This is a genomic window from Gammaproteobacteria bacterium (assembly GCA_013151035.1).
In the GTDB taxonomy this organism is placed as follows: Bacteria; Pseudomonadota; Gammaproteobacteria; order JAADJB01; family JAADJB01; genus JAADJB01.
The window spans coordinates 1-16,900 of the sequence record JAADJB010000054.1 but is presented as its reverse complement, the minus strand read 5'-3'; the positions used below and the strand labels follow the sequence as shown (position 1 = coordinate 16,900).

The 16,900-nt window shown below is 45.8% G+C and carries 23 protein-coding genes and 1 pseudogene; 13 read left to right on the top strand and 11 right to left on the bottom strand.

Translation table 11 applies throughout. The annotated features are described in order from the left end of the window. Window positions 1-3: 3 nt before the first annotated feature. On the bottom strand, window positions 4-888 hold the full coding sequence (locus GXP22_11720) for a LysR family transcriptional regulator (protein ID NOX10127.1): 885 nt from the start codon (window positions 886-888) through the stop codon (window positions 4-6). Between the two features lie 105 nt (window positions 889-993). Between GXP22_11720 and GXP22_11715 the strand changes: the two genes are divergently transcribed. Both GXP22_11715 and GXP22_11710 read left to right on the top strand, forming a co-directional pair. Then, on the top strand, window positions 994-1,371 hold the full coding sequence (locus tag GXP22_11715) for a hypothetical protein (GenBank protein NOX10126.1): 378 nt from the start codon (window positions 994-996) through the stop codon (window positions 1,369-1,371). Window positions 1,372-2,341: 970 nt separating this feature from the next. Beyond that, entirely contained in the window at window positions 2,342-2,965 is a 624-nt protein-coding gene (locus GXP22_11710; GenBank protein NOX10125.1) for a PEP-CTERM sorting domain-containing protein, read from the top strand. Here the strand turns inward: GXP22_11710 and GXP22_11705 are convergent. Further along, window positions 2,930-3,064, bottom strand: a complete 135-nt coding sequence (locus GXP22_11705) for a PEP-CTERM sorting domain-containing protein (GenBank protein NOX10124.1) — start codon at window positions 3,062-3,064, stop codon at window positions 2,930-2,932. The genes GXP22_11710 and GXP22_11705 overlap by 36 nt on opposite strands. A 373-nt stretch (window positions 3,065-3,437) precedes the next feature. Here GXP22_11705 and GXP22_11700 point away from each other — a divergent pair, with 373 nt between their 5' ends. From GXP22_11700 to GXP22_11650, 11 genes and pseudogenes are all read left to right on the top strand, one after another. After that, window positions 3,438-3,812: a hypothetical protein gene (locus GXP22_11700; GenBank protein NOX10123.1), complete on the top strand. Its 375-nt coding sequence runs from the start codon at window positions 3,438-3,440 to the stop codon at window positions 3,810-3,812. A 12-nt stretch (window positions 3,813-3,824) separates the two neighbouring features. Then, on the top strand, window positions 3,825-4,208 hold the full coding sequence (locus tag GXP22_11695; GenBank protein NOX10122.1) for an HNH nuclease family protein: 384 nt from the start codon (window positions 3,825-3,827) through the stop codon (window positions 4,206-4,208). Beyond that, a pseudogene (locus GXP22_11690) lies at window positions 4,205-4,552 on the top strand (DUF971 domain-containing protein). The gene GXP22_11695 and the pseudogene GXP22_11690 overlap by 4 nt, the downstream one beginning before the upstream one ends. A 365-nt stretch (window positions 4,553-4,917) precedes the next feature. After that, complete coding sequence (locus tag GXP22_11685; GenBank protein NOX10121.1) at window positions 4,918-5,619, top strand: TIGR00730 family Rossman fold protein; 702 nt, start codon at window positions 4,918-4,920, stop codon at window positions 5,617-5,619. 7 nt (window positions 5,620-5,626) lie between these two features. Then, window positions 5,627-5,962 carry a DUF2782 domain-containing protein gene (locus tag GXP22_11680; protein ID NOX10120.1) on the top strand — a complete coding sequence of 112 codons (336 nt, stop codon included), beginning with the start codon at window positions 5,627-5,629 and terminating at the stop codon, window positions 5,960-5,962. A 6-nt stretch (window positions 5,963-5,968) separates the two neighbouring features. Continuing rightward, the gene (locus GXP22_11675; protein ID NOX10119.1) at window positions 5,969-6,907 is read left to right on the top strand and encodes a homoserine kinase; all 939 of its coding nucleotides are present in this window, start codon (window positions 5,969-5,971) and stop codon (window positions 6,905-6,907) included. Window positions 6,908-6,990: 83 nt separating this feature from the next. After that, window positions 6,991-7,446 carry a TRAP transporter small permease subunit gene (locus GXP22_11670; GenBank protein NOX10118.1) on the top strand — a complete coding sequence of 152 codons (456 nt, stop codon included), beginning with the start codon at window positions 6,991-6,993 and terminating at the stop codon, window positions 7,444-7,446. Beyond that, on the top strand, window positions 7,443-8,825 hold the full coding sequence (locus GXP22_11665) for a TRAP transporter large permease subunit (GenBank protein ID NOX10117.1): 1,383 nt from the start codon (window positions 7,443-7,445) through the stop codon (window positions 8,823-8,825). Before GXP22_11670 ends, GXP22_11665 begins: the two co-directional genes overlap by 4 nt. Before the next feature lie 9 nt (window positions 8,826-8,834). Further along, on the top strand, window positions 8,835-9,500 hold the full coding sequence (locus GXP22_11660; protein ID NOX10116.1) for a hypothetical protein: 666 nt from the start codon (window positions 8,835-8,837) through the stop codon (window positions 9,498-9,500). 529 nt (window positions 9,501-10,029) lie between these two features. After that, a complete protein-coding gene (locus GXP22_11655) occupies window positions 10,030-10,506 on the top strand; it encodes a nucleoside recognition protein (protein ID NOX10115.1) in 477 nt (158 codons plus the stop codon). Then, a complete protein-coding gene (locus GXP22_11650; GenBank protein ID NOX10114.1) occupies window positions 10,506-11,024 on the top strand; it encodes a spore maturation protein in 519 nt (172 codons plus the stop codon). Before GXP22_11655 ends, GXP22_11650 begins: the two co-directional genes overlap by 1 nt. A gap of 100 nt (window positions 11,025-11,124) precedes the next feature. Here GXP22_11650 and GXP22_11645 read toward each other — a convergent pair whose 3' ends face one another. The 9 genes from GXP22_11645 to GXP22_11605 all read right to left on the bottom strand — a co-directional run. Then, complete coding sequence (locus GXP22_11645; protein ID NOX10113.1) at window positions 11,125-11,832, bottom strand: M48 family metallopeptidase; 708 nt, start codon at window positions 11,830-11,832, stop codon at window positions 11,125-11,127. A gap of 3 nt (window positions 11,833-11,835) precedes the next feature. Next, a complete protein-coding gene (locus GXP22_11640) occupies window positions 11,836-12,315 on the bottom strand; it encodes a YajQ family cyclic di-GMP-binding protein (protein NOX10112.1) in 480 nt (159 codons plus the stop codon). 16 nt (window positions 12,316-12,331) lie between these two features. Further along, entirely contained in the window at window positions 12,332-12,610 is a 279-nt protein-coding gene (locus GXP22_11635; GenBank protein NOX10111.1) for an MTH1187 family thiamine-binding protein, read from the bottom strand. Between the two features lie 5 nt (window positions 12,611-12,615). Continuing rightward, a complete protein-coding gene (locus GXP22_11630) occupies window positions 12,616-13,077 on the bottom strand; it encodes a DUF302 domain-containing protein (protein NOX10110.1) in 462 nt (153 codons plus the stop codon). 2 nt (window positions 13,078-13,079) lie between these two features. After that, window positions 13,080-13,463: an HIT family protein gene (locus tag GXP22_11625; protein ID NOX10109.1), complete on the bottom strand. Its 384-nt coding sequence runs from the start codon at window positions 13,461-13,463 to the stop codon at window positions 13,080-13,082. Beyond that, complete coding sequence (locus GXP22_11620) at window positions 13,460-14,269, bottom strand: inositol monophosphatase family protein (GenBank protein NOX10108.1); 810 nt, start codon at window positions 14,267-14,269, stop codon at window positions 13,460-13,462. Before GXP22_11620 ends, GXP22_11625 begins: the two co-directional genes overlap by 4 nt. 122 nt (window positions 14,270-14,391) lie before the next feature. Beyond that, window positions 14,392-15,309, bottom strand: a complete 918-nt coding sequence (locus GXP22_11615) for a TauD/TfdA family dioxygenase (GenBank protein ID NOX10107.1) — start codon at window positions 15,307-15,309, stop codon at window positions 14,392-14,394. A gap of 179 nt (window positions 15,310-15,488) precedes the next feature. Continuing rightward, window positions 15,489-15,722: a TIGR02647 family protein gene (locus GXP22_11610; protein NOX10106.1), complete on the bottom strand. Its 234-nt coding sequence runs from the start codon at window positions 15,720-15,722 to the stop codon at window positions 15,489-15,491. Window positions 15,723-16,099: 377 nt separating this feature from the next. Then, window positions 16,100-16,900: HNH endonuclease (locus tag GXP22_11605; protein ID NOX10105.1), on the bottom strand; the 801-nt coding region annotated here is incomplete at its 5' end.

The following is a 16,900-nucleotide window of genomic DNA, read 5'->3' as shown; positions in this document are numbered from 1 at the left end:
TTACTATTTTAGTGTTAATGCTAATTGCTTTGACACGAAATCAATCACAGCACGAACACGCCCACTGTGCCTAAGATCATTGTGATATACCAGCCATATTTCATGTTCAGGTATTACTTCACCTGTGATTACAGGATTAAGATCCTTGTTCATCCTGGAAAATATATGTGGTTGTATCGATACCCCTAAACCTATTAATGTTGCCTTTAGTCGTGCCATCGTATTATCACTACGTAAAATGCATCGCGATGGAGTTATATGATCTGCCAACCACTGATTTTCAGGTAAAGAAGAAAGGACATCGCCATATGCAATTATATGATGATGCTTAAGGTCAGGGATTTTTAATGGTGTTCCATGTGTCGCCAAATATTCACTTGATGCGTATAAACCCATCTCCATATTGCCAATATATTTAACGACAAGATTGGCATCACTGGGACGAAATAATCGAATTGCAATATCTGCATCACCACTTGTCAGATTAGCCGTGCTCGATGATACATTAAGAGTTATATTTATTTCAGGATACTTCTGATAAAGCTCAGGCAGTACCGGTAGTAAAACTTCCATACATAAGCCCTCAGGAACGGCAACCCTGACTGTCCCGCATATTTCCTTTTCTCCTTCCTGCACGGCTCGTTTTGATTTTACCACCAATGAACGTATGGATAGTGATTGTTCCAGAATATACGCACCTTCCTGTGTCAGCGTTAACCCTTTTGCATGACGCTGAAATAATTTAATTCCAAGTGCAGCTTCCAGGGCATTAACGTGCCTACCAACAGTTGGTTGATTAGAGCCCAGTGATTTCGCAGCGGCAGAAAGACTACCTGTTTCTGCCGCTGCGACAAAATATCGAAACCCATCCCAGTTAATGCTATTCATTTTTATATACCTGATATTTAAATATCACAATAGATGACTTGTACCTTAATAGCATATCATTAGCGCATGAAGAAACCCCACTTGTATCAAACATGAGGAATTTATATGAACCACTCAATTTGCTTATATGATAAACAGATAGTAATTGAGATCAGCCAAAAGGCCGAGCGGGCTTTATCTGCCCGAAGTCAGCCGATCATTGCAGAAATTAATCTAATATTTGGCTGCCTAGTATTAAAGCGCATCTGGTTTAGAGAACAGGTGGATCTACAAACAGTCCCGGTAACAACAGGGTTAATGGTTTGTTTTAACGTAGTCCGCTATGCAAAAACCTGTCGTATTTCTGATATTGACGATGGTGCCGAATCAGAAGATTTTCCCATAGCAAGGGACAAGAAATCATTTGTTCCTGACAAAGTCTTTATTGACTATAAAAAAGGGAAATTCTCAGGCAGCTACACTTACAATACAAGCGCAAAATAAACGGCACTCTATTTGCTCATTAAATCAGCTCAAGCCATTGGCGCGCGCACCATTGAGACCCGCCCCACCAACATCAATGGGTAATTGTATGCCAGCGGTCACAGCACTTGCACCGGTAAGGCGACGTTGTATCATCAAACCATCATTAGCATCCCAATATAGGGGGTGTCCTGTGGCACTGTAATGGTGGAGCCATTCAAGATGGGAGTATTGCTTATAATATAAGGGGTAGGTGATCCAAGGGTTACATTCAAAACAGGGGTTACAGTACCAACTTCAATTGACCCTCCAGATCCTATAGTTATAGAGCCTGCACCCCCATTTCCTACAGCACCCCCCACTCTCGCCTCCTACAATAATAATACTACCCGTCATCAAAAGAGACACCCGTTAGATCAATCGATTGTGCGGCTTCAAGAACAATAGTTGTAGCCGTGATAGTAACATCTGATGTGCTAACACCTAAAATACTGGTGGCATGTATTGATTTGTGTATGATCAGAATAAAGTGCATCAAGGGATATAATGCACCAAATGTTATGTCTGTGTCACTGTGCAGGGATAAGGAGGCAACCGGTATATCACCCGCGATATACACAACCCCATCGACATTTAATTCCAGGCGTATATTTTCCGGAATGGAGATCTCGGTCAGTGCCTCATTGGCCGACAGAAAGGACTCAATACACCTTGTTTTTTTAATTATCGCGCTGCTGATGATGTCTGTTACAGGATATTAGTGCAAATTATAGCCTTATCCCGAACAACTCAGATCTGACAGGAAAGTCATAAACATCGCCTTACAATGTCGATTTTTTTTACACTTCTTTCCTGCTTAACCTCAAGGGATTTTGCAATCCTACTAATAACAACAAGATACGATCATGGCATATAAATTGCTTATTCTACATTGTAATGCATTTAAAAATTTGCAATAAAAGTCTATTGATAGAATCTTTGGAGAAAGATAATGAACAAATATTTTTTAAGACTATTCGGCACACTACTATGTATGGTCTCAACCAGCAGTTTTTCAGCAACTGTGATATTCAGTGATGGCTTCGAAGGTGAATCTGGTTATGGTTTAAACTATAGCTCCTTCAATAACTGGGACATCACCAGCGGATCAGTCGATCTTATTAATCAAGGTAGTTATAGTCTATCCTGTGTTGGCAACACGGGACGTTGTGTTGACCTGGATGGCTCATCAAACCAGGCAGGCACCTTTTCCACTAAGCAGACATTCAACTTGTCTCCAGGCACTTACGAACTTTCTTTTGCACTTTCAGGGAATCAGCGTAATTCAAGCCTGGATGTAGTTGATGTCTCCATGAGCAGTTTATTTAGCACACAAATTTCAAAAAATGGATTTGACCCGTACGAGCTTTTTTCCTTTATTATCACGGTGAACAGCCCAACATCGACAGGCATTACTTTCACCCATCAGGGGGTAGATAATCTAGGTATGATGCTTGATGATGTGCAGCTGGTTTCTACTGTGCCAGTACCGGGTGCCGTCTGGTTATTGGGTAGTGGCCTGATAACACTGTTTGGTTTATCACGACGCAGAGGGTGCGCGCCGCATATATGTTAATAAGCCCAATAGCCCTAAGACAAATAACCATACAGCAGACGGGACAGGTACAGGCGCAATATCATTGAAGCTGATTATATCCAGGTTAAACGGTGTCATCTAGGCACTACTATCAGATGCCTTGGCAATGATTGACAGTGTATGAGAGCCGGGTGAATAAGTAAACACCTGACCCAGTAGGGCCTGCATCCTGGAGATTAACCGTATCCTCAAGCCCACAGGACGCACACCCATCTTCGATAAATTTATGGAAAATAACAAAAAACCTCTCTACTCAGACGGATAAGCAATATCTTCAGTAACCTGTTGGCAACCAAAATAAATCTCGTTGGGTTACGCTTCACTAACCCAACCTACAATTTAGTTTCTCATTCCCTGCGCTCTTGCGCGGGAATACATGCATACAAGACTTGCCCCTCATTCCTTGATAGAATCCATCCCATAACTCAAGCACCACACACAGGAGAACAACATGGGCAAGAAGATGTTAATTATGCTGACCAGCGGCCCGGACACCCCAACCCGCCTGGAAACCCCGTTTAATCAGGCAATGACGGCTATCGCACTGGATTCAGATGAGGTCACGATACTCTTTACTATGGAAGGCACTCGCCTGTTAAAAAAAGGTGTCGCAGAAACGATCTTTAGTCGTGAGGGTGGCCCTAGTGTCTATGAGGCGATACAGATTGCCAAGGAATGCGATGTCAAAATGTATGTCTGCCCCTCGTCACTGGAAATGCACAATATTGAGCTGGAGGATTGCATCCCCGAGCTGGACGGACCAATGGGTGCTGCCGGTTATGCCACCATGGGTATGCAGGATGATGTAGTTGTATTCTGCTATTAAGAATCTGTAACTATGGCAAACGACAAGACAAGCTCAAGCAAACTCGATCAGATGGTGGCGGATAGTCACCAGCACCGTGATGAACGCAACAAGGGCTACCGTGAAAAGGCGATGGGAATGTATCCCTGGGTCTGTGGTCGCTGTTCGCGCGAGTTCACTCGCGCCAATGCACGCGAACTGACTGTGCATCATCGTGACCATAACCACTCCAACAATCCGGAGGATGGTAGTAACTGGGAGCTTTTGTGCCTCTATTGCCATGACAATGAACACTCCCGCATGCTCGATCATCAGGCCTCCGGGGATAGGAATCTGGGCGAGAAAAAAATCACTGGTGCCACTCAAAATCCGTTTGCAGATCTCGCCAACCTGCTCAACAAGAAAGAGAATGAATAATGTCTAAAGCAGCAATGCCTACGGAGATCAAGCTCCATCAAAAATCCCGATTACTGGAACTGACCTATGAGTCGGGTGAAAACTTCAAACTACCCTGTGAATATCTACGCACCCAGGGCAAATCAGCCGAGGTCGTCACCAACGAGATGCCGGTTGCCAATAAGGTTGATGTCAATATCGAGAAGATTGAGATGCAAGGCAACTATGCCCTGCGCATCTACTTTGATGATGGTTATGACTCCAGTGGTTTTTCCTGGGGTAGCCTGTATGAGCTCGCGCTTAATTATGAAGTAAACTGGGCGACCTATCTGGCTGCACTGGAAAAATATGGCCTGACTCGTACTATCAGTGTAAATGAAGACACAAAGATACAGATCAAGGTACTGTATTTTATGCGCCTTTTGATCAAGGTCACGCGTAAAGAAGAAGAGGATATTGAGCTAAAACCAGAGCAGGCGACGGCCGGTGAACTACTCGCCCTGTTACGCAAACGCGGTGGGGACTGGGAACAACCTTTTGCCGATAACGCGGTACAGATTACCGTCAACAAACACTTTGCTGAATTATTCACCCGCCTGGAGAATGGGGATGAGATTGCCATTGTGCCCGTCCCCAAAGGTAGCCAGAAAGAAGCCCTATAATTCCGCTACCACCTACCCACTGAAAGCTCTACAATAGAACTATGACTGATGAACACAAAAGATCCATTATGCATACCCTGGAGCCTATCAATGACAGCACTCTGTCACGGGAATCCTGGAAAATATTCCAGATTATGGCGGAGTTTGTTGAGGGCTTTGAACGCTTGTCACAGATCAAGCCCTCGGTCAGCATCTTTGGTTCCGCCCGCACCCCGAAGGATCACCCCTATTACAAACTCGCCGAGGAGATCGCCGAACTCATCTCCAACTCGGGTTTCTCGGTGGTCAGTGGTGGTGGGCCGGGCATCATGGAGGCCGCCAACAAGGGTGCCTATCAAGGCAAGTCAGCCAGCATCGGTCTAAACATCCAGATCCCGAAGGAACAGAGCAGCAACCCTTATCAGGATGTCTCGCTGAATTTCCGTCACTTCTTTTCACGCAAGGTCATGTTTGTAAAATACGCCTCTGCCTATGTTGTACTACCCGGTGGCTTTGGTACCCTCGATGAATTTGCCGAGATACTGACCCTGATTCAGACCAACAAAAGCCGTCGTATTCCAATTATTCTAGTACATTCACCCTTCTGGGAAGGGCTGATCAACTGGTTTAAGAATACCCTGGTAACCGAGGGCACGATCTCAGCCAAGGATCTGGATCTCATCCAGATTATTGATGACCCACAAGAGATTGTGGATGCCATCTTCAAACATTACGAACAACGTGACTTCGAGCCATCGACCCGTGAGCAGGAAATCCTGCTGGAATTATAAGGCCTATATTATGCGCAACAGACTCCTGATCACAGCTTTACTCCTCAATCCCTTACCACTTATCGCAGATGTGGTTATGAGCCCGGAACCTGCCATTCCACCCCCCATGCTCACAGAGGAAGAGGCTAGTGCGATTAACCCCGAGGTGACCATTATTCGTAAAAAGGAACAGCTCATCGAGGAGTACCGTATTAATGGTCAGATCTACATGATCAAGATCACACCAAATAAGGGCTACCCTTATTACCTGGTCGATAGTAACGGTGATGGTAACCTGGATGCAAGACGCAATGATCTGGATCCCGAGCTCATGATTCCAAAGTGGATTATCTTTAGCTGGTAGGTTCTCATGTCTGTTTATACCACCATCAACCAAGATGAATTAATTGAATTCCTGGATACCTATCCCGCTGGAGAACTGGTGGAATACACCGGTATTAGTGATGGTATCGAGAATACTAATTATTTTGTCAGCACCAATAGCGACCGCTATGTCCTCACCCTGTTCGAGGAACATAGTGCCGAGGAGATGCCCTATTTTCTGGATCTGATGGCACATCTGGCAGAGCATGGTGTGCCCAGTGCTCACCCTATCGCCGATAATGCCGGCCAATATCTGCGTGAACTCAAGAGAAAACCAGCGGCTCTGGTTCAACGTCTACGCGGTGCCAGCGTTACCCATGCCAACACCGAACAATGCGCAGCTCTTGGCGCAGCACTCGGCCACCTGCATACGGTTGGACAATCATTTGTTCCACAACGTGATAACCCGCGTGGCGCGGCATGGTGGTCAAGCACCTGCACACGCCTGTTACCCAAACTGGATACCGCCGATGCCGAACTGATTCAGCATGAGATAGAAGCGCAGTCCCAACATAATTTTACCTCACTGCCACATGGGGTCATTCATGCCGATCTTTTTCGTGATAATGCCCTATGGGAAGGTGATCACCTGACGGGCATTATTGATTTTTACTATGCCTGTAGTGGCACCCTGTTATATGACCTTGCCATAACGGTGAATGACTGGTGTACCCAGGATAATGGATCTCTAGATACTCAACGCAGTCAGGCAATGTTACATGCCTATGCTCAACAGCGCACCTTCCTTAATGAAGAAAATGCAGCATGGCCGATGCTACTGCGCGCAGCCGCCTTACGTTTCTGGTTGTCCCGTCTACAGGACTATCACTTTCCACGCGAAGGCGAGATGACCCACACCAAAGACCCTCAGGTCTATAAAAATATTCTGCTGGGTCATATTCAGCAACCCACTAATCTAGCATAACCCTTGTGCTGAAAAATCTCGCCAGCCAGCTGGATCAAATTGCCGAATACACTGGACGACTGGTTTCCTGGTTTAGCCTCGCCATGGTAATTGTCACCGTGACGGTCGTAATCCTGCGTTATGCCTTTAATATCGGCTGGATTGCGATGCAGGAATCCGTTACTTATTTACACGCCAGTCTATTTCTACTAGCGGCGGCCTATACCCTGAAGCACGATGAGCATGTTCGAGTTGATGTGTTTTATGCCCCCTGGCCTGCTCACAAAAAGGCCTGGGTCAATCTGCTCGGCACCCTGTTTTTATTATTTCCAGTCTGTGGCTTCATCTTATGGAGTAGCCTGGGTTATGTCATAGACTCCTGGTCTTTATATGAAGGCTCGCGTGAAGCGGGTGGTCTACCCGGTGTCTTTCTGCTCAAGACGGCGATCCCGGTCATGGCGGTCTTGATGATTATTCAAGGCACCGCCCAGGCCCTACGGGCGATTGTCACCATTACAGAACATCGTTCCCATATCGAAGCAAAGAGTCGCCACTCATGATCGAAGAGCTTATGCCGCTATGGATGTTCCTCTGCGTCTGTCTGGTACTTCTGGCAGGCTACCCCGTTGCCCTGACCCTTGCCGGTACCGCGCTCTGGTTCTCGCTGTTAGGTCTGGCTATGGATCTATTCGACCCGGCATTCCTGCTCGCCATGCCCAACCGATTGTTTGGCATTATGACCAATCAGACCTTGATTGCTGTTCCCTTATTTGTCTTTATGGGTGTCACACTAGAACGCTCTCGTGTTGCAGAAAACCTGTTAGATTCTATGGCGGCTCTATTTGGGCGCATGCGTGGCGGGCTGGGTATCTCGGTCACCATCGTCGGTATGTTACTAGCCGCAAGCACCGGCATTGTTGGTGCAACCGTGGTGACCATGGGGCTGTTATCCATGCCCACCATGTTACGTCATGGCTATAACCCCAGTCTGGCAGCAGGGACAATCTGCGCCTCCGGTACCCTGGGTCAGATTATTCCGCCCTCTATTATTCTGGTATTACTCGGTGATGTCTTGTCATCGGCCTATCAACAGGCACAACTGGATATGGGGATCTTCTCACCCGAGACCCTGTCTGTCGGTGACTTGTTTGCCGGTGCCTTGATCCCCGGTCTATTACTGGTCGCACTGTATCTGATTTATCTGGTTGCCGTTGCCTACATCAAACCCGACTATATGCCGGATCATAAACAGGAACTTAGTACCCATGACTCGCCCCTGTGGCAACAGATTAGTCAGGCGTTACTACCACCCCTGTTATTAATCCTTGCCGTACTCGGCTCTATCCTCACCGGCATGGCGACACCCACCGAGGCAGCAGCAGTTGGTGCCATCGGCGCACTGCTCATTGCCCTGTCACGCAAACAACTCAGCTACAATACCCTCACTGATATCATGCGAACAACCACCCGCGTGACCAGCATGGTGTTCCTCATCCTGATTGGTGCCTCGGTATTCTCGCTGGTGTTTCGTGGTTTTGGTGGCGATGAACTGGTCGCTGATCTACTCACTGATCTACCCGGTGGTGTATTCGGCGCCATGTTTATTGTTATGCTGATTATGTTTCTACTCGGCTTCGTGCTCGACTTTATCGAGATCACCTTTGTTGTCGTACCCATCGTCGGCCCGGTATTACTCAGCATGGGCATTGACCCGGTCTGGCTCGGCATCATGATTGCCATCAACCTGCAAACCTCTTTTCTCACACCGCCCTTTGGCTTTGCCCTGTTTTATCTGCGCGGCGTGATTCCTCCTGAGGTTAGTACCCAGCAGATTTATAAAGGAGTCATCCCCTTTATCATGATACAGTTGAGCATGTTGGCAATGTTATCCTTCTGGCCAATCCTTGCCACCTGGCTACCCAAAGTGATCTATCCATAGAGAGGCACCATGATCTTCCCCGTCATCAAGACCCTCAGTAGTTTTAGTCGAGCCAGCTTGATTAAGATCACCCTGTTTAATATTGCCCTGGCAATCAGCTTTATCAGCCTGTTGGTTTATGGTTTCACCTCACTCGGTATTAACTACATGGCTATTGAAACAAGCTGGATCAATAGCCTGCTTGAGTGGCTGCTGGGTGGTGTATTAGGGATTGCTGGCTGGTTTATGTTGCCCACGCTTATTGTGCTGATATCCGGTCTATTTCAGGAGCACATCATCTACCGTACTGAACAAGCCTTTTATCCTGAGCGTATGCGCAAGGAAAAACCCGCCCTCTGGCCCGATCTGTTACATGACCTGCGTTTTACCGCATGGGCTATCTTTCTTAATATACTCATCCTGCCGCTTTATTTCTTTGGCATCGGTTTTATTTTATCCATCCTGTTAAACAGCTATTTTCTCGGACGTGAATTTTTTACTACTGCTGCCGGATATCATCTGGGTAAACCGCAGGCACAGAATCTATTGAGCAATAATAAAATCAGTGCCTATATTGGTGGGCTGATGATTACCCTGTTAACACTGACACCTGTAGTTAATCTTTTGGTACCAGTAATTGCTGTAGTGTGGATGGTGCATGTCTATCATGGGTTACAAAAATTAAATAGTGCGTAATACGCACCCTACCCAAAGACATGTCCCGCAATACGGCATGCACCACGCCCAATATTTCTCCCGTAGGGTGCGCACTGCGCACCAATAAACCTGTTGACGAATCCCACCACTCAATAGCAGAATATACCCTATGCTTAACAAGATCTGGGCCGGACTCATTATCATCAGTATTATTTTTTCACTCGCCAGTGACATTAATGATGAGTGGTCAAACCCATACCACAATGGCAAGACCTATTCTCTCGCTTATCAAACCAGTGAGACACGGCAAGACATTCGGATTATTTATAATCAAAAAATAATCCCCGCACAGATTACAGAAGGTGGGACTTATGCCAGCATCATCATTGATGTTAACCAGGATCTACCGGCACAATGGCAGGATATTGCAGCACTTCAATCCAGTAACAACAAAGATCAACTACGTGCCCGCTTAATCACCCATCACCAAATAAATAACACCATTGAGTTCACCCTGCCCGAGGTTCACTGGATCAAGCTACGGGCAATCAGTCAGGCCGCATTTGATATGGCAGATTTTGCAGTTAAACTCGCCATCGGTCTGGCCGGTATCATGGCACTATGGCTAGGCTTAATGCAGATCGCAGAAAAGAGTGGCTTGATTCTTATTCTAGTTCGAAGAGTGCGACCTCTATTGCACTGGTTATTCCCCGATATCCCCAAAGATCATCCCGCACTCGGTAGCATTAGTCTCAACCTCACTGCCAATATCCTCGGTCTAGGCAATGCCGCCACCCCATTAGGCATCAAGGCCATGCAACAACTACAGGAACTGAATGATAAAAAGGATCGCGCCAGCCATAGCATGTGTATGTTTCTGGCACTCAACACCTCCAGCGTACAACTGCTCCCACCGGTTACACTGATTGCACTGATGGGAACTCAGGTGAGTGAACTGATGGTTCCGATCATCCTAGCCACTACCGCATCCACTGCCGCAGCGATTATTACCGCCAAGGCATACGCCCGTTGGGGCAGTAAATAATGCAACAACTCACCACACTTATTATTCCCTTGTTAATTTTATTTATCGTCAGCCATGGCGTGTTACACAAGGTACGCGTGTATGAGGAATTTGTTGATGGTGCCAAAGAAGGATTCAGCACTGCCGTGCGTATCATCCCCTATCTGGTCGCAATGCTGTTTGCTATTGCCATGTTTCGTGCCAGTGGTGCGATGGAATGGATAATCGGAATCATCGCCCCCTTGTTTAATTTTATTGGCATCCCGCCCGAGACCCTGCCGATGGCGATCATCCGACCGATGACCGGCAGTGGTTCTGTTGGCGTACTGGCAGAATTAATTCAGACCTATGGTGAAGACTCGATCATCGTCAAGATCGCCGCCACCCTGTTTGGCTCTACCGAGACCACACTCTATGTACTCGCGGTTTATTTTGGTGCCGTTAATGTACGCAAGACCCGCTATGCACTACAGGCCGGACTAATTGCTGATGCCGTTGGCTTTATTGCCGCAGTTATTGTTTGTTACTGGTATTTTTAGCTTAACTCAAGAGGCAGGTATTGCCCTTCTCTAACAGAGACCGTCAGCCGCATGGACGCGGCTGTCGAGCCACCATGGATGGTTTCACGGCGTGTCTCTGTTAGATAAGGGCAATTCCTGCCTCGAACTTATTAGGCATTTTCAGCTCTGCCTTATAAACCTTCCAGTCGGGCATGAAGCGATCCATCAAGGCATAAAAGCGTTTGTTATGAGATGGCTCTAACAGATGCACCATCTCATGCACGACAACATATTCCAAACACTGTGCTGAGCGCTTTGCCAACTCCAGATTCAACCAGATACGCCGCACTCGTGTATTACAACTGCCCCAGCGGGTCTTCATTTTTCTGACACCGAACACAGAGACCTTAACCCCCATATCACTTTCATATCTTGAAATAATAACCGAAATTATTTTTGTTAAATATTGTCTGTACCAGGCATCCAGTATCGCACAGCGTTTTTCTGTTGCTGTATCCGGTCGGATATAAAGAGACAGGGTTTGTTCAGAAACCTCAACCCTGGGACGCGCGCGATGTTCAATAAGCTTTAGAGAATAAGGCTGACCGCTAAAGTAATGTATTTCATCATTCACATACGCCCTGGTTGTCTCCCGCGCTTGTAAACGAACCTTATCCTGCTGTTTCTTTATCCAATCTCGCCTTGATGCAACAAAGCGATGAATATTATCCAGACGCATACGCCTGGGTGCAGATATTCGTACCAGACCATCGGGTGATGAGACACGGAGATAGAGATTCTTGATGTTTTTACGGGTGACTTCGATATCAATATCATCAAATGACATGTGCTAATCCCGAAAGTTATTAAACTGCAAGGGAAGATCAATATCCGATTTTAACAGCGTCATTACCGCTTGCAGATCATCACGCTTCTTACCCGTTACTCGCACCTGATCACCCTGAATGGCTGCCTGCACCTTGATCTTTGATCCCTTAATCGCCTTCACTACTTTTTTGGCATCTTCCTGATTAAGCCCCTGTTTTACAGTAATCGTTTGATAAGCACGCATACCACGCTCTTCAACCAAACCACGATCCAAACAACGATTATCAATTCCACGCTTGGCAAACTTATTCGCCATAATGTCACGCATCTGCTGCAACTGAAAACTACTACTGGCATCAAAGCTCATCACCTTGTCTTTCATCTCGACCTTAGCATCACTGCCTTTAAAATCAAAACGCGTTGTCACCTCACGATTGATTTGATCAACCGCATTCGTTAATTCATGTTCATCCACTTCTGATACCACATCAAATGAAGGCATAATAAAACTCCTTAAATTATAATTTCTTACCCGCCAGGGTCGGGGGTTTATCCGTACGGGTTTCCATTTTTAAATAACTCACCAAACGTATACTACCTTCCTCATGCAGAATTTCATGCACCCGCTCAACCGCAGCGAGGATATCCGTTAACTCACCTTCAATATTAGTACCCGAGGCATGTGTCTCAATAATAAAATCATAGCCCTCAAGCAACTCGACGACACGAAGGATCTGTTTCCGAACAGAGACACCATCACCCACAGGAAGCACCTGTAATTCTGCTGTTGCTTTCATCGGAATCAATGCCTCCCCGTTGCCATGTTGCTCAGCTTGTTTAATGCCTTCGACATCTTCTTAAAGATGTTTTTACGATCCTTTATGTGATGACGTTTTGCAATATAAGCTGGATCATTGTAGCTTAAATAGACATGCCCTTTGTCATCCTGCCAGGCAAGCGCCTTCATTGGCAGATCAATACCTGCGGTCGGGTTTGAGGTGAATAGATGACTGCCCATTTTTGGATTACCGAAGATCAGGATCTCCATAGGTTGAACAGGAATATCAACAGCATTCGCTTTTGCCGCATGATTCCAACGCATCGCCACCGTAATCCCTTTTTTCTTTAATGCCCTTTCCAGACGATTCAAGGTTTCAGCAACAGTATATGCGCTCTTTTTGGTAATTAAGCCATCCTCAGCCGCCTGTGCTGAAAGAGAAAATAAACCTAGCAATATAGATAATACTAAAAAATAACGTCGCATCATTAACTGCCCTTGTGATATTTTTGCTTCTCTGGAATCACACCACGCACACCACCACGCGGATCTTCCATATCACCCTTATAGCGCGGCATAATATGAACATGCAGGTGCATAATGGTTTGACCTGCCGCCTCACCGATATTAATCCCCACATTATAACCATCCGGATGATGCAACTGATCAATTAGTCCCTTACCCTCATCTACCAGTGCCCAGATCGCCGCCTTCTCTTCATCCGTTGCTTCAAAATAACCCGCCAAATGGCGAAAGGGCACTACCAGCATATGCCCCTTACTCACCTCATAATTGGACCAACGCGCGTAACAAAGATCATTCTGTATGACATTTTTTTCATCAACAGGGTCACAAAAGATACATTCTGTCATTTATTGTTTCTCTTTCCAGCATTATCAATCAGCCAATTATACCACTGATCAAAGCTCGGTTTATCGAGTGCCGCAACGGAAGAACGCGGTGTCAGTGTCCTGGCATAGACCGGCTCACCCGCCAGCGTAGAGGAATGCCCCCCTGCCTCGCTAAAGATAAGATGGCCGGCGACATAATCCCACAGCCTTTGCTCACCATGTAAATAGAGATGAACACGACTCGCCGCCAACCAACACCAATCCAGTGCTATTGAACCGAAACTACGCTGTGAGGAAAAAGGCCGCAGACTCACCAGATTAAAGGCCAGCTCTGGAGATAACCGTTTGTAATCGACCAGCGCCGTACACTTTGACATAGGGAGATCGACCGTCCCGACCTGGAGTGGCCGGCCATTGATAAAGGCACCCTGCCCCCGAGCCGCCACAAAACACTCATCACGGGTTGGATCATAGATGATACCCAGGGTTGGCACGCCCTTCTCAATCAGCCCGAGTGAGACCGAATAATAAGGGATGCCGACAGCAAAATTACTGGTGCCATCCAGAGGATCAAGACACCAGAGTGATTCACTGTTCTCTAATAGAGCCTGCTGCTCATCCGCTGACATCTCTTCACCCAGCATCGCTGTGTTTGGATAATGTTGTTTGAGCTCATCAGTAATGCGTGCCTGCATTGCCAGATCTACCGCTGTGACAAAACTACCATCCGCCTTCAGATTACGTTGTACATCAGCAAAATGCGGCAATAATTCCTCACGCGCTGCACGGATCACAATCTCTTTTAACAGATCAAGGTCATAGTTCATTTGATTCATCCAGGATACTCGGAAAATAAAAATACCACAGGATGATATGAATAGCTAAATTAATAAGTTGATGGATCCCCGCATACGCGGGGATGACAATATTGCTCAGCCTCCGCGACTGATTATTCGGAAAAACTTGTCCCTGCCAGGCGATCAAAATAACGCGCACGATAATAGTATCGTTTATAGTCCTCATCATCGGTAAAGGCGGCGCGATCATGTAAAACATTATTACTTATCAAGCCCATACCTGACTCAAGACGGCCACGAAAGATATAAGGAGAGTTACTATTAAGTATATATTCAAGATAGGACAGCGCCCTCTGACTCAGATTGTCATCCGCCCACATAACATTATTAACACGTATGGTATAACGCATGTGCAGATCCCCCGATGGCATAATACTAAAGACTGGGCCAGACTCTTCCGCACGAGCCACCGTACCCCCCTCATCAATACGTGCCGGAATAGCCATGGTATTAGGGCTCATCAGGGCATGAATATAATCCGGGTTTTTTTCACGCAGCAGGATATAGGCTATTTCAGGATCCATCAGCGCATTTTCACCCCCGGTAGCGGCCTGCTGTATCACATGCAGGTTCAGGGAATAAATCTGCCTGCTAGAGGTATTGTAATAGCCATCCGTATGCCAGTTAATCGCACGATTACTAAAAGGAATATAATGATGACGGATACCCTCATCCTTCACCGTTAATGAAGTCAGACCACTTTCATCCGCCAACCAGTTTTTATTAAGGTTCTTAAGGCCAAAGCGACGGCCCATTGCCAGAGGAATCTCAGGATCAGGATCTGTGCCCGTATTACTCACATACAACGCCATATTCGTCTTACGACAGCACTGTAATAATGCGGCATGCTCACTATCAGTCAATGTACGGGGATCATTGATCTCAACCAACAGATCACCCAGGCTCTTGGGATAAGCCTCCAGCTTTTGATCACGCCAGCGTTCATACAACGCCTCATCATCGAGACTAAAAGGACTGGGTACTGCATTGCACTTATGTTGTAGCTCCATTATACAAAACCTCCGGCGCGTATTTCTAATACGCTAATTAAAATGAGCTACGAGGTTAACGAATAACAGGCCACCACAAATTGACCAAGGACAAGAAGTTAGCTTATTGCTTGTTTAATATGACTTTTATCAAAATTCAGCGCGTAAATTGGGACAAACTTTAAGTTTATCCCCTGTTGCTAGGCACTAAGCAGAGTAAAAAGTGCCTGAGCATGCTCCGCCGCCTGAATACCAGGACTGGTAAGATAACCCCCATCATCCTGATCAATAATCCCTTTTTCAAACAAGCGATGAGCTGCCGCTATCGCAACAGGGTCTGCCGTTTTATGAATCTTGATACCCGCCTGTAGATTAGAAAAATCAAACCGCATCAGCAGATCTAACTCAGCTATATTGTCCTCTGTATAAGACATGGGAACATCTCCTAATATTATTGTTTCCAAGGATAATAAACCTTGCATGGTGTCTATGGTCTGATATATAGGTTGGGGGGTCAAGATAAAGCTGGGTTCAACATCATTCATCCCCCCGATAGACTGATCAACACACCCGTTACGAGCCGCATCAAATACTGTAAATGATGGAATCTACTTCTTAATCACCCCGCAATCAGTCGAGCAAATCGGCGATATAGTTTTCAGACATTAAAAAACCCGCTCAGCATTAACTAAAGCAGGTTTCAGGGATTCTTCCTTCAACTCTCTATTAGCAACATTTATATAGCACCTGCAATCTGAGACAAATCGGTGCTTGGTTTTAATTTAGTTTATGAGAGGGGTTGTGTCAAATGCTAATTAATACTTTTCTCAAAAACGCACTCACGATGATAAGCTAAATAATCTTGGTGCTGTTTGGCCAAATCGACCACCATGCCTTCGTCTAGCCCAAGCTTCTCTGGTGCCTCAATAAACTCAGAGGTCTTTATCTTGCCCTTCTCTGTAAAGCTGATATAACCAAGATCAAAGGCCTTATCTATATTTGGCAATAACAATAAACCATTATATGGATCTAATCGTTCATTATCATCTGCCTTTCGCCAGGGCTTGATATGAGAAGCCACGAGAAACTGTGTTGTGGCATAACCTGTTACCGCACAGCCTTTCCAATATTTAATTAAACTCTCTCTAAACTTGCCTTGCCCTACCCGTGTATTTACCAATACAGCTTTTTGTGTACTATTTATTGATGAGTCACTAATAATATCTTGTATATCTTCAGCCACCTGCGTTTGACAAGTAACTGACAAAAAATCTTTATAACTATTCAATGCAGCACTGTACATCTGATTACCTACCGCATTCCTTTCCTTAAACACCTTATATTCTGCTAGTTGTTCTGCTACAACATGTATCTTTGAATAGGATTGAATAGCAACTAGATTCTGATTACATATATCAGCCTCATTAGCCCAATTTGAAATCGTACCCCTAAGTGCGCTGACATAACTATTAGCTGTCCTTTCTGCCTTACCCATTGCGCGTAACCAGCGATGAAACTGAACCGATAGATCTTCAAGATTCTCTAACAACAACTCCTTTAAAAGATCTCTTGTTAAATCATTACGGAAATACTCAAATAGATCATCATCCAA

Coding starts and splice junctions, on each gene's coding strand:
- GXP22_11720 (NOX10127.1), bottom strand. CDS start 888: ATGAATAGCATTAACTGGGATGGGTTTCGATATTTTGTCGCAGCGGCA.
- GXP22_11715 (NOX10126.1), top strand. CDS start 994: ATGAACCACTCAATTTGCTTATATGATAAACAGATAGTAATTGAGATC.
- GXP22_11710 (NOX10125.1), top strand. CDS start 2,342: ATGAACAAATATTTTTTAAGACTATTCGGCACACTACTATGTATGGTC.
- GXP22_11705 (NOX10124.1), bottom strand. CDS start 3,064: ATGACACCGTTTAACCTGGATATAATCAGCTTCAATGATATTGCGCCT.
- GXP22_11700 (NOX10123.1), top strand. CDS start 3,438: ATGGGCAAGAAGATGTTAATTATGCTGACCAGCGGCCCGGACACCCCA.
- GXP22_11695 (NOX10122.1), top strand. CDS start 3,825: ATGGCAAACGACAAGACAAGCTCAAGCAAACTCGATCAGATGGTGGCG.
- GXP22_11685 (NOX10121.1), top strand. CDS start 4,918: ATGCATACCCTGGAGCCTATCAATGACAGCACTCTGTCACGGGAATCC.
- GXP22_11675 (NOX10119.1), top strand. CDS start 5,969: ATGTCTGTTTATACCACCATCAACCAAGATGAATTAATTGAATTCCTG.
- GXP22_11670 (NOX10118.1), top strand. CDS start 6,991: ATGGTAATTGTCACCGTGACGGTCGTAATCCTGCGTTATGCCTTTAAT.
- GXP22_11665 (NOX10117.1), top strand. CDS start 7,443: ATGATCGAAGAGCTTATGCCGCTATGGATGTTCCTCTGCGTCTGTCTG.
- GXP22_11660 (NOX10116.1), top strand. CDS start 8,835: ATGATCTTCCCCGTCATCAAGACCCTCAGTAGTTTTAGTCGAGCCAGC.
- GXP22_11655 (NOX10115.1), top strand. CDS start 10,030: ATGGCAGATTTTGCAGTTAAACTCGCCATCGGTCTGGCCGGTATCATG.
- GXP22_11650 (NOX10114.1), top strand. CDS start 10,506: ATGCAACAACTCACCACACTTATTATTCCCTTGTTAATTTTATTTATC.
- GXP22_11645 (NOX10113.1), bottom strand. CDS start 11,832: ATGTCATTTGATGATATTGATATCGAAGTCACCCGTAAAAACATCAAG.
- GXP22_11640 (NOX10112.1), bottom strand. CDS start 12,315: ATGCCTTCATTTGATGTGGTATCAGAAGTGGATGAACATGAATTAACG.
- GXP22_11635 (NOX10111.1), bottom strand. CDS start 12,610: ATGAAAGCAACAGCAGAATTACAGGTGCTTCCTGTGGGTGATGGTGTC.
- GXP22_11630 (NOX10110.1), bottom strand. CDS start 13,077: ATGCGACGTTATTTTTTAGTATTATCTATATTGCTAGGTTTATTTTCT.
- GXP22_11625 (NOX10109.1), bottom strand. CDS start 13,463: ATGACAGAATGTATCTTTTGTGACCCTGTTGATGAAAAAAATGTCATA.
- GXP22_11620 (NOX10108.1), bottom strand. CDS start 14,269: ATGAACTATGACCTTGATCTGTTAAAAGAGATTGTGATCCGTGCAGCG.
- GXP22_11615 (NOX10107.1), bottom strand. CDS start 15,309: ATGGAGCTACAACATAAGTGCAATGCAGTACCCAGTCCTTTTAGTCTC.
- GXP22_11610 (NOX10106.1), bottom strand. CDS start 15,722: ATGTCTTATACAGAGGACAATATAGCTGAGTTAGATCTGCTGATGCGG.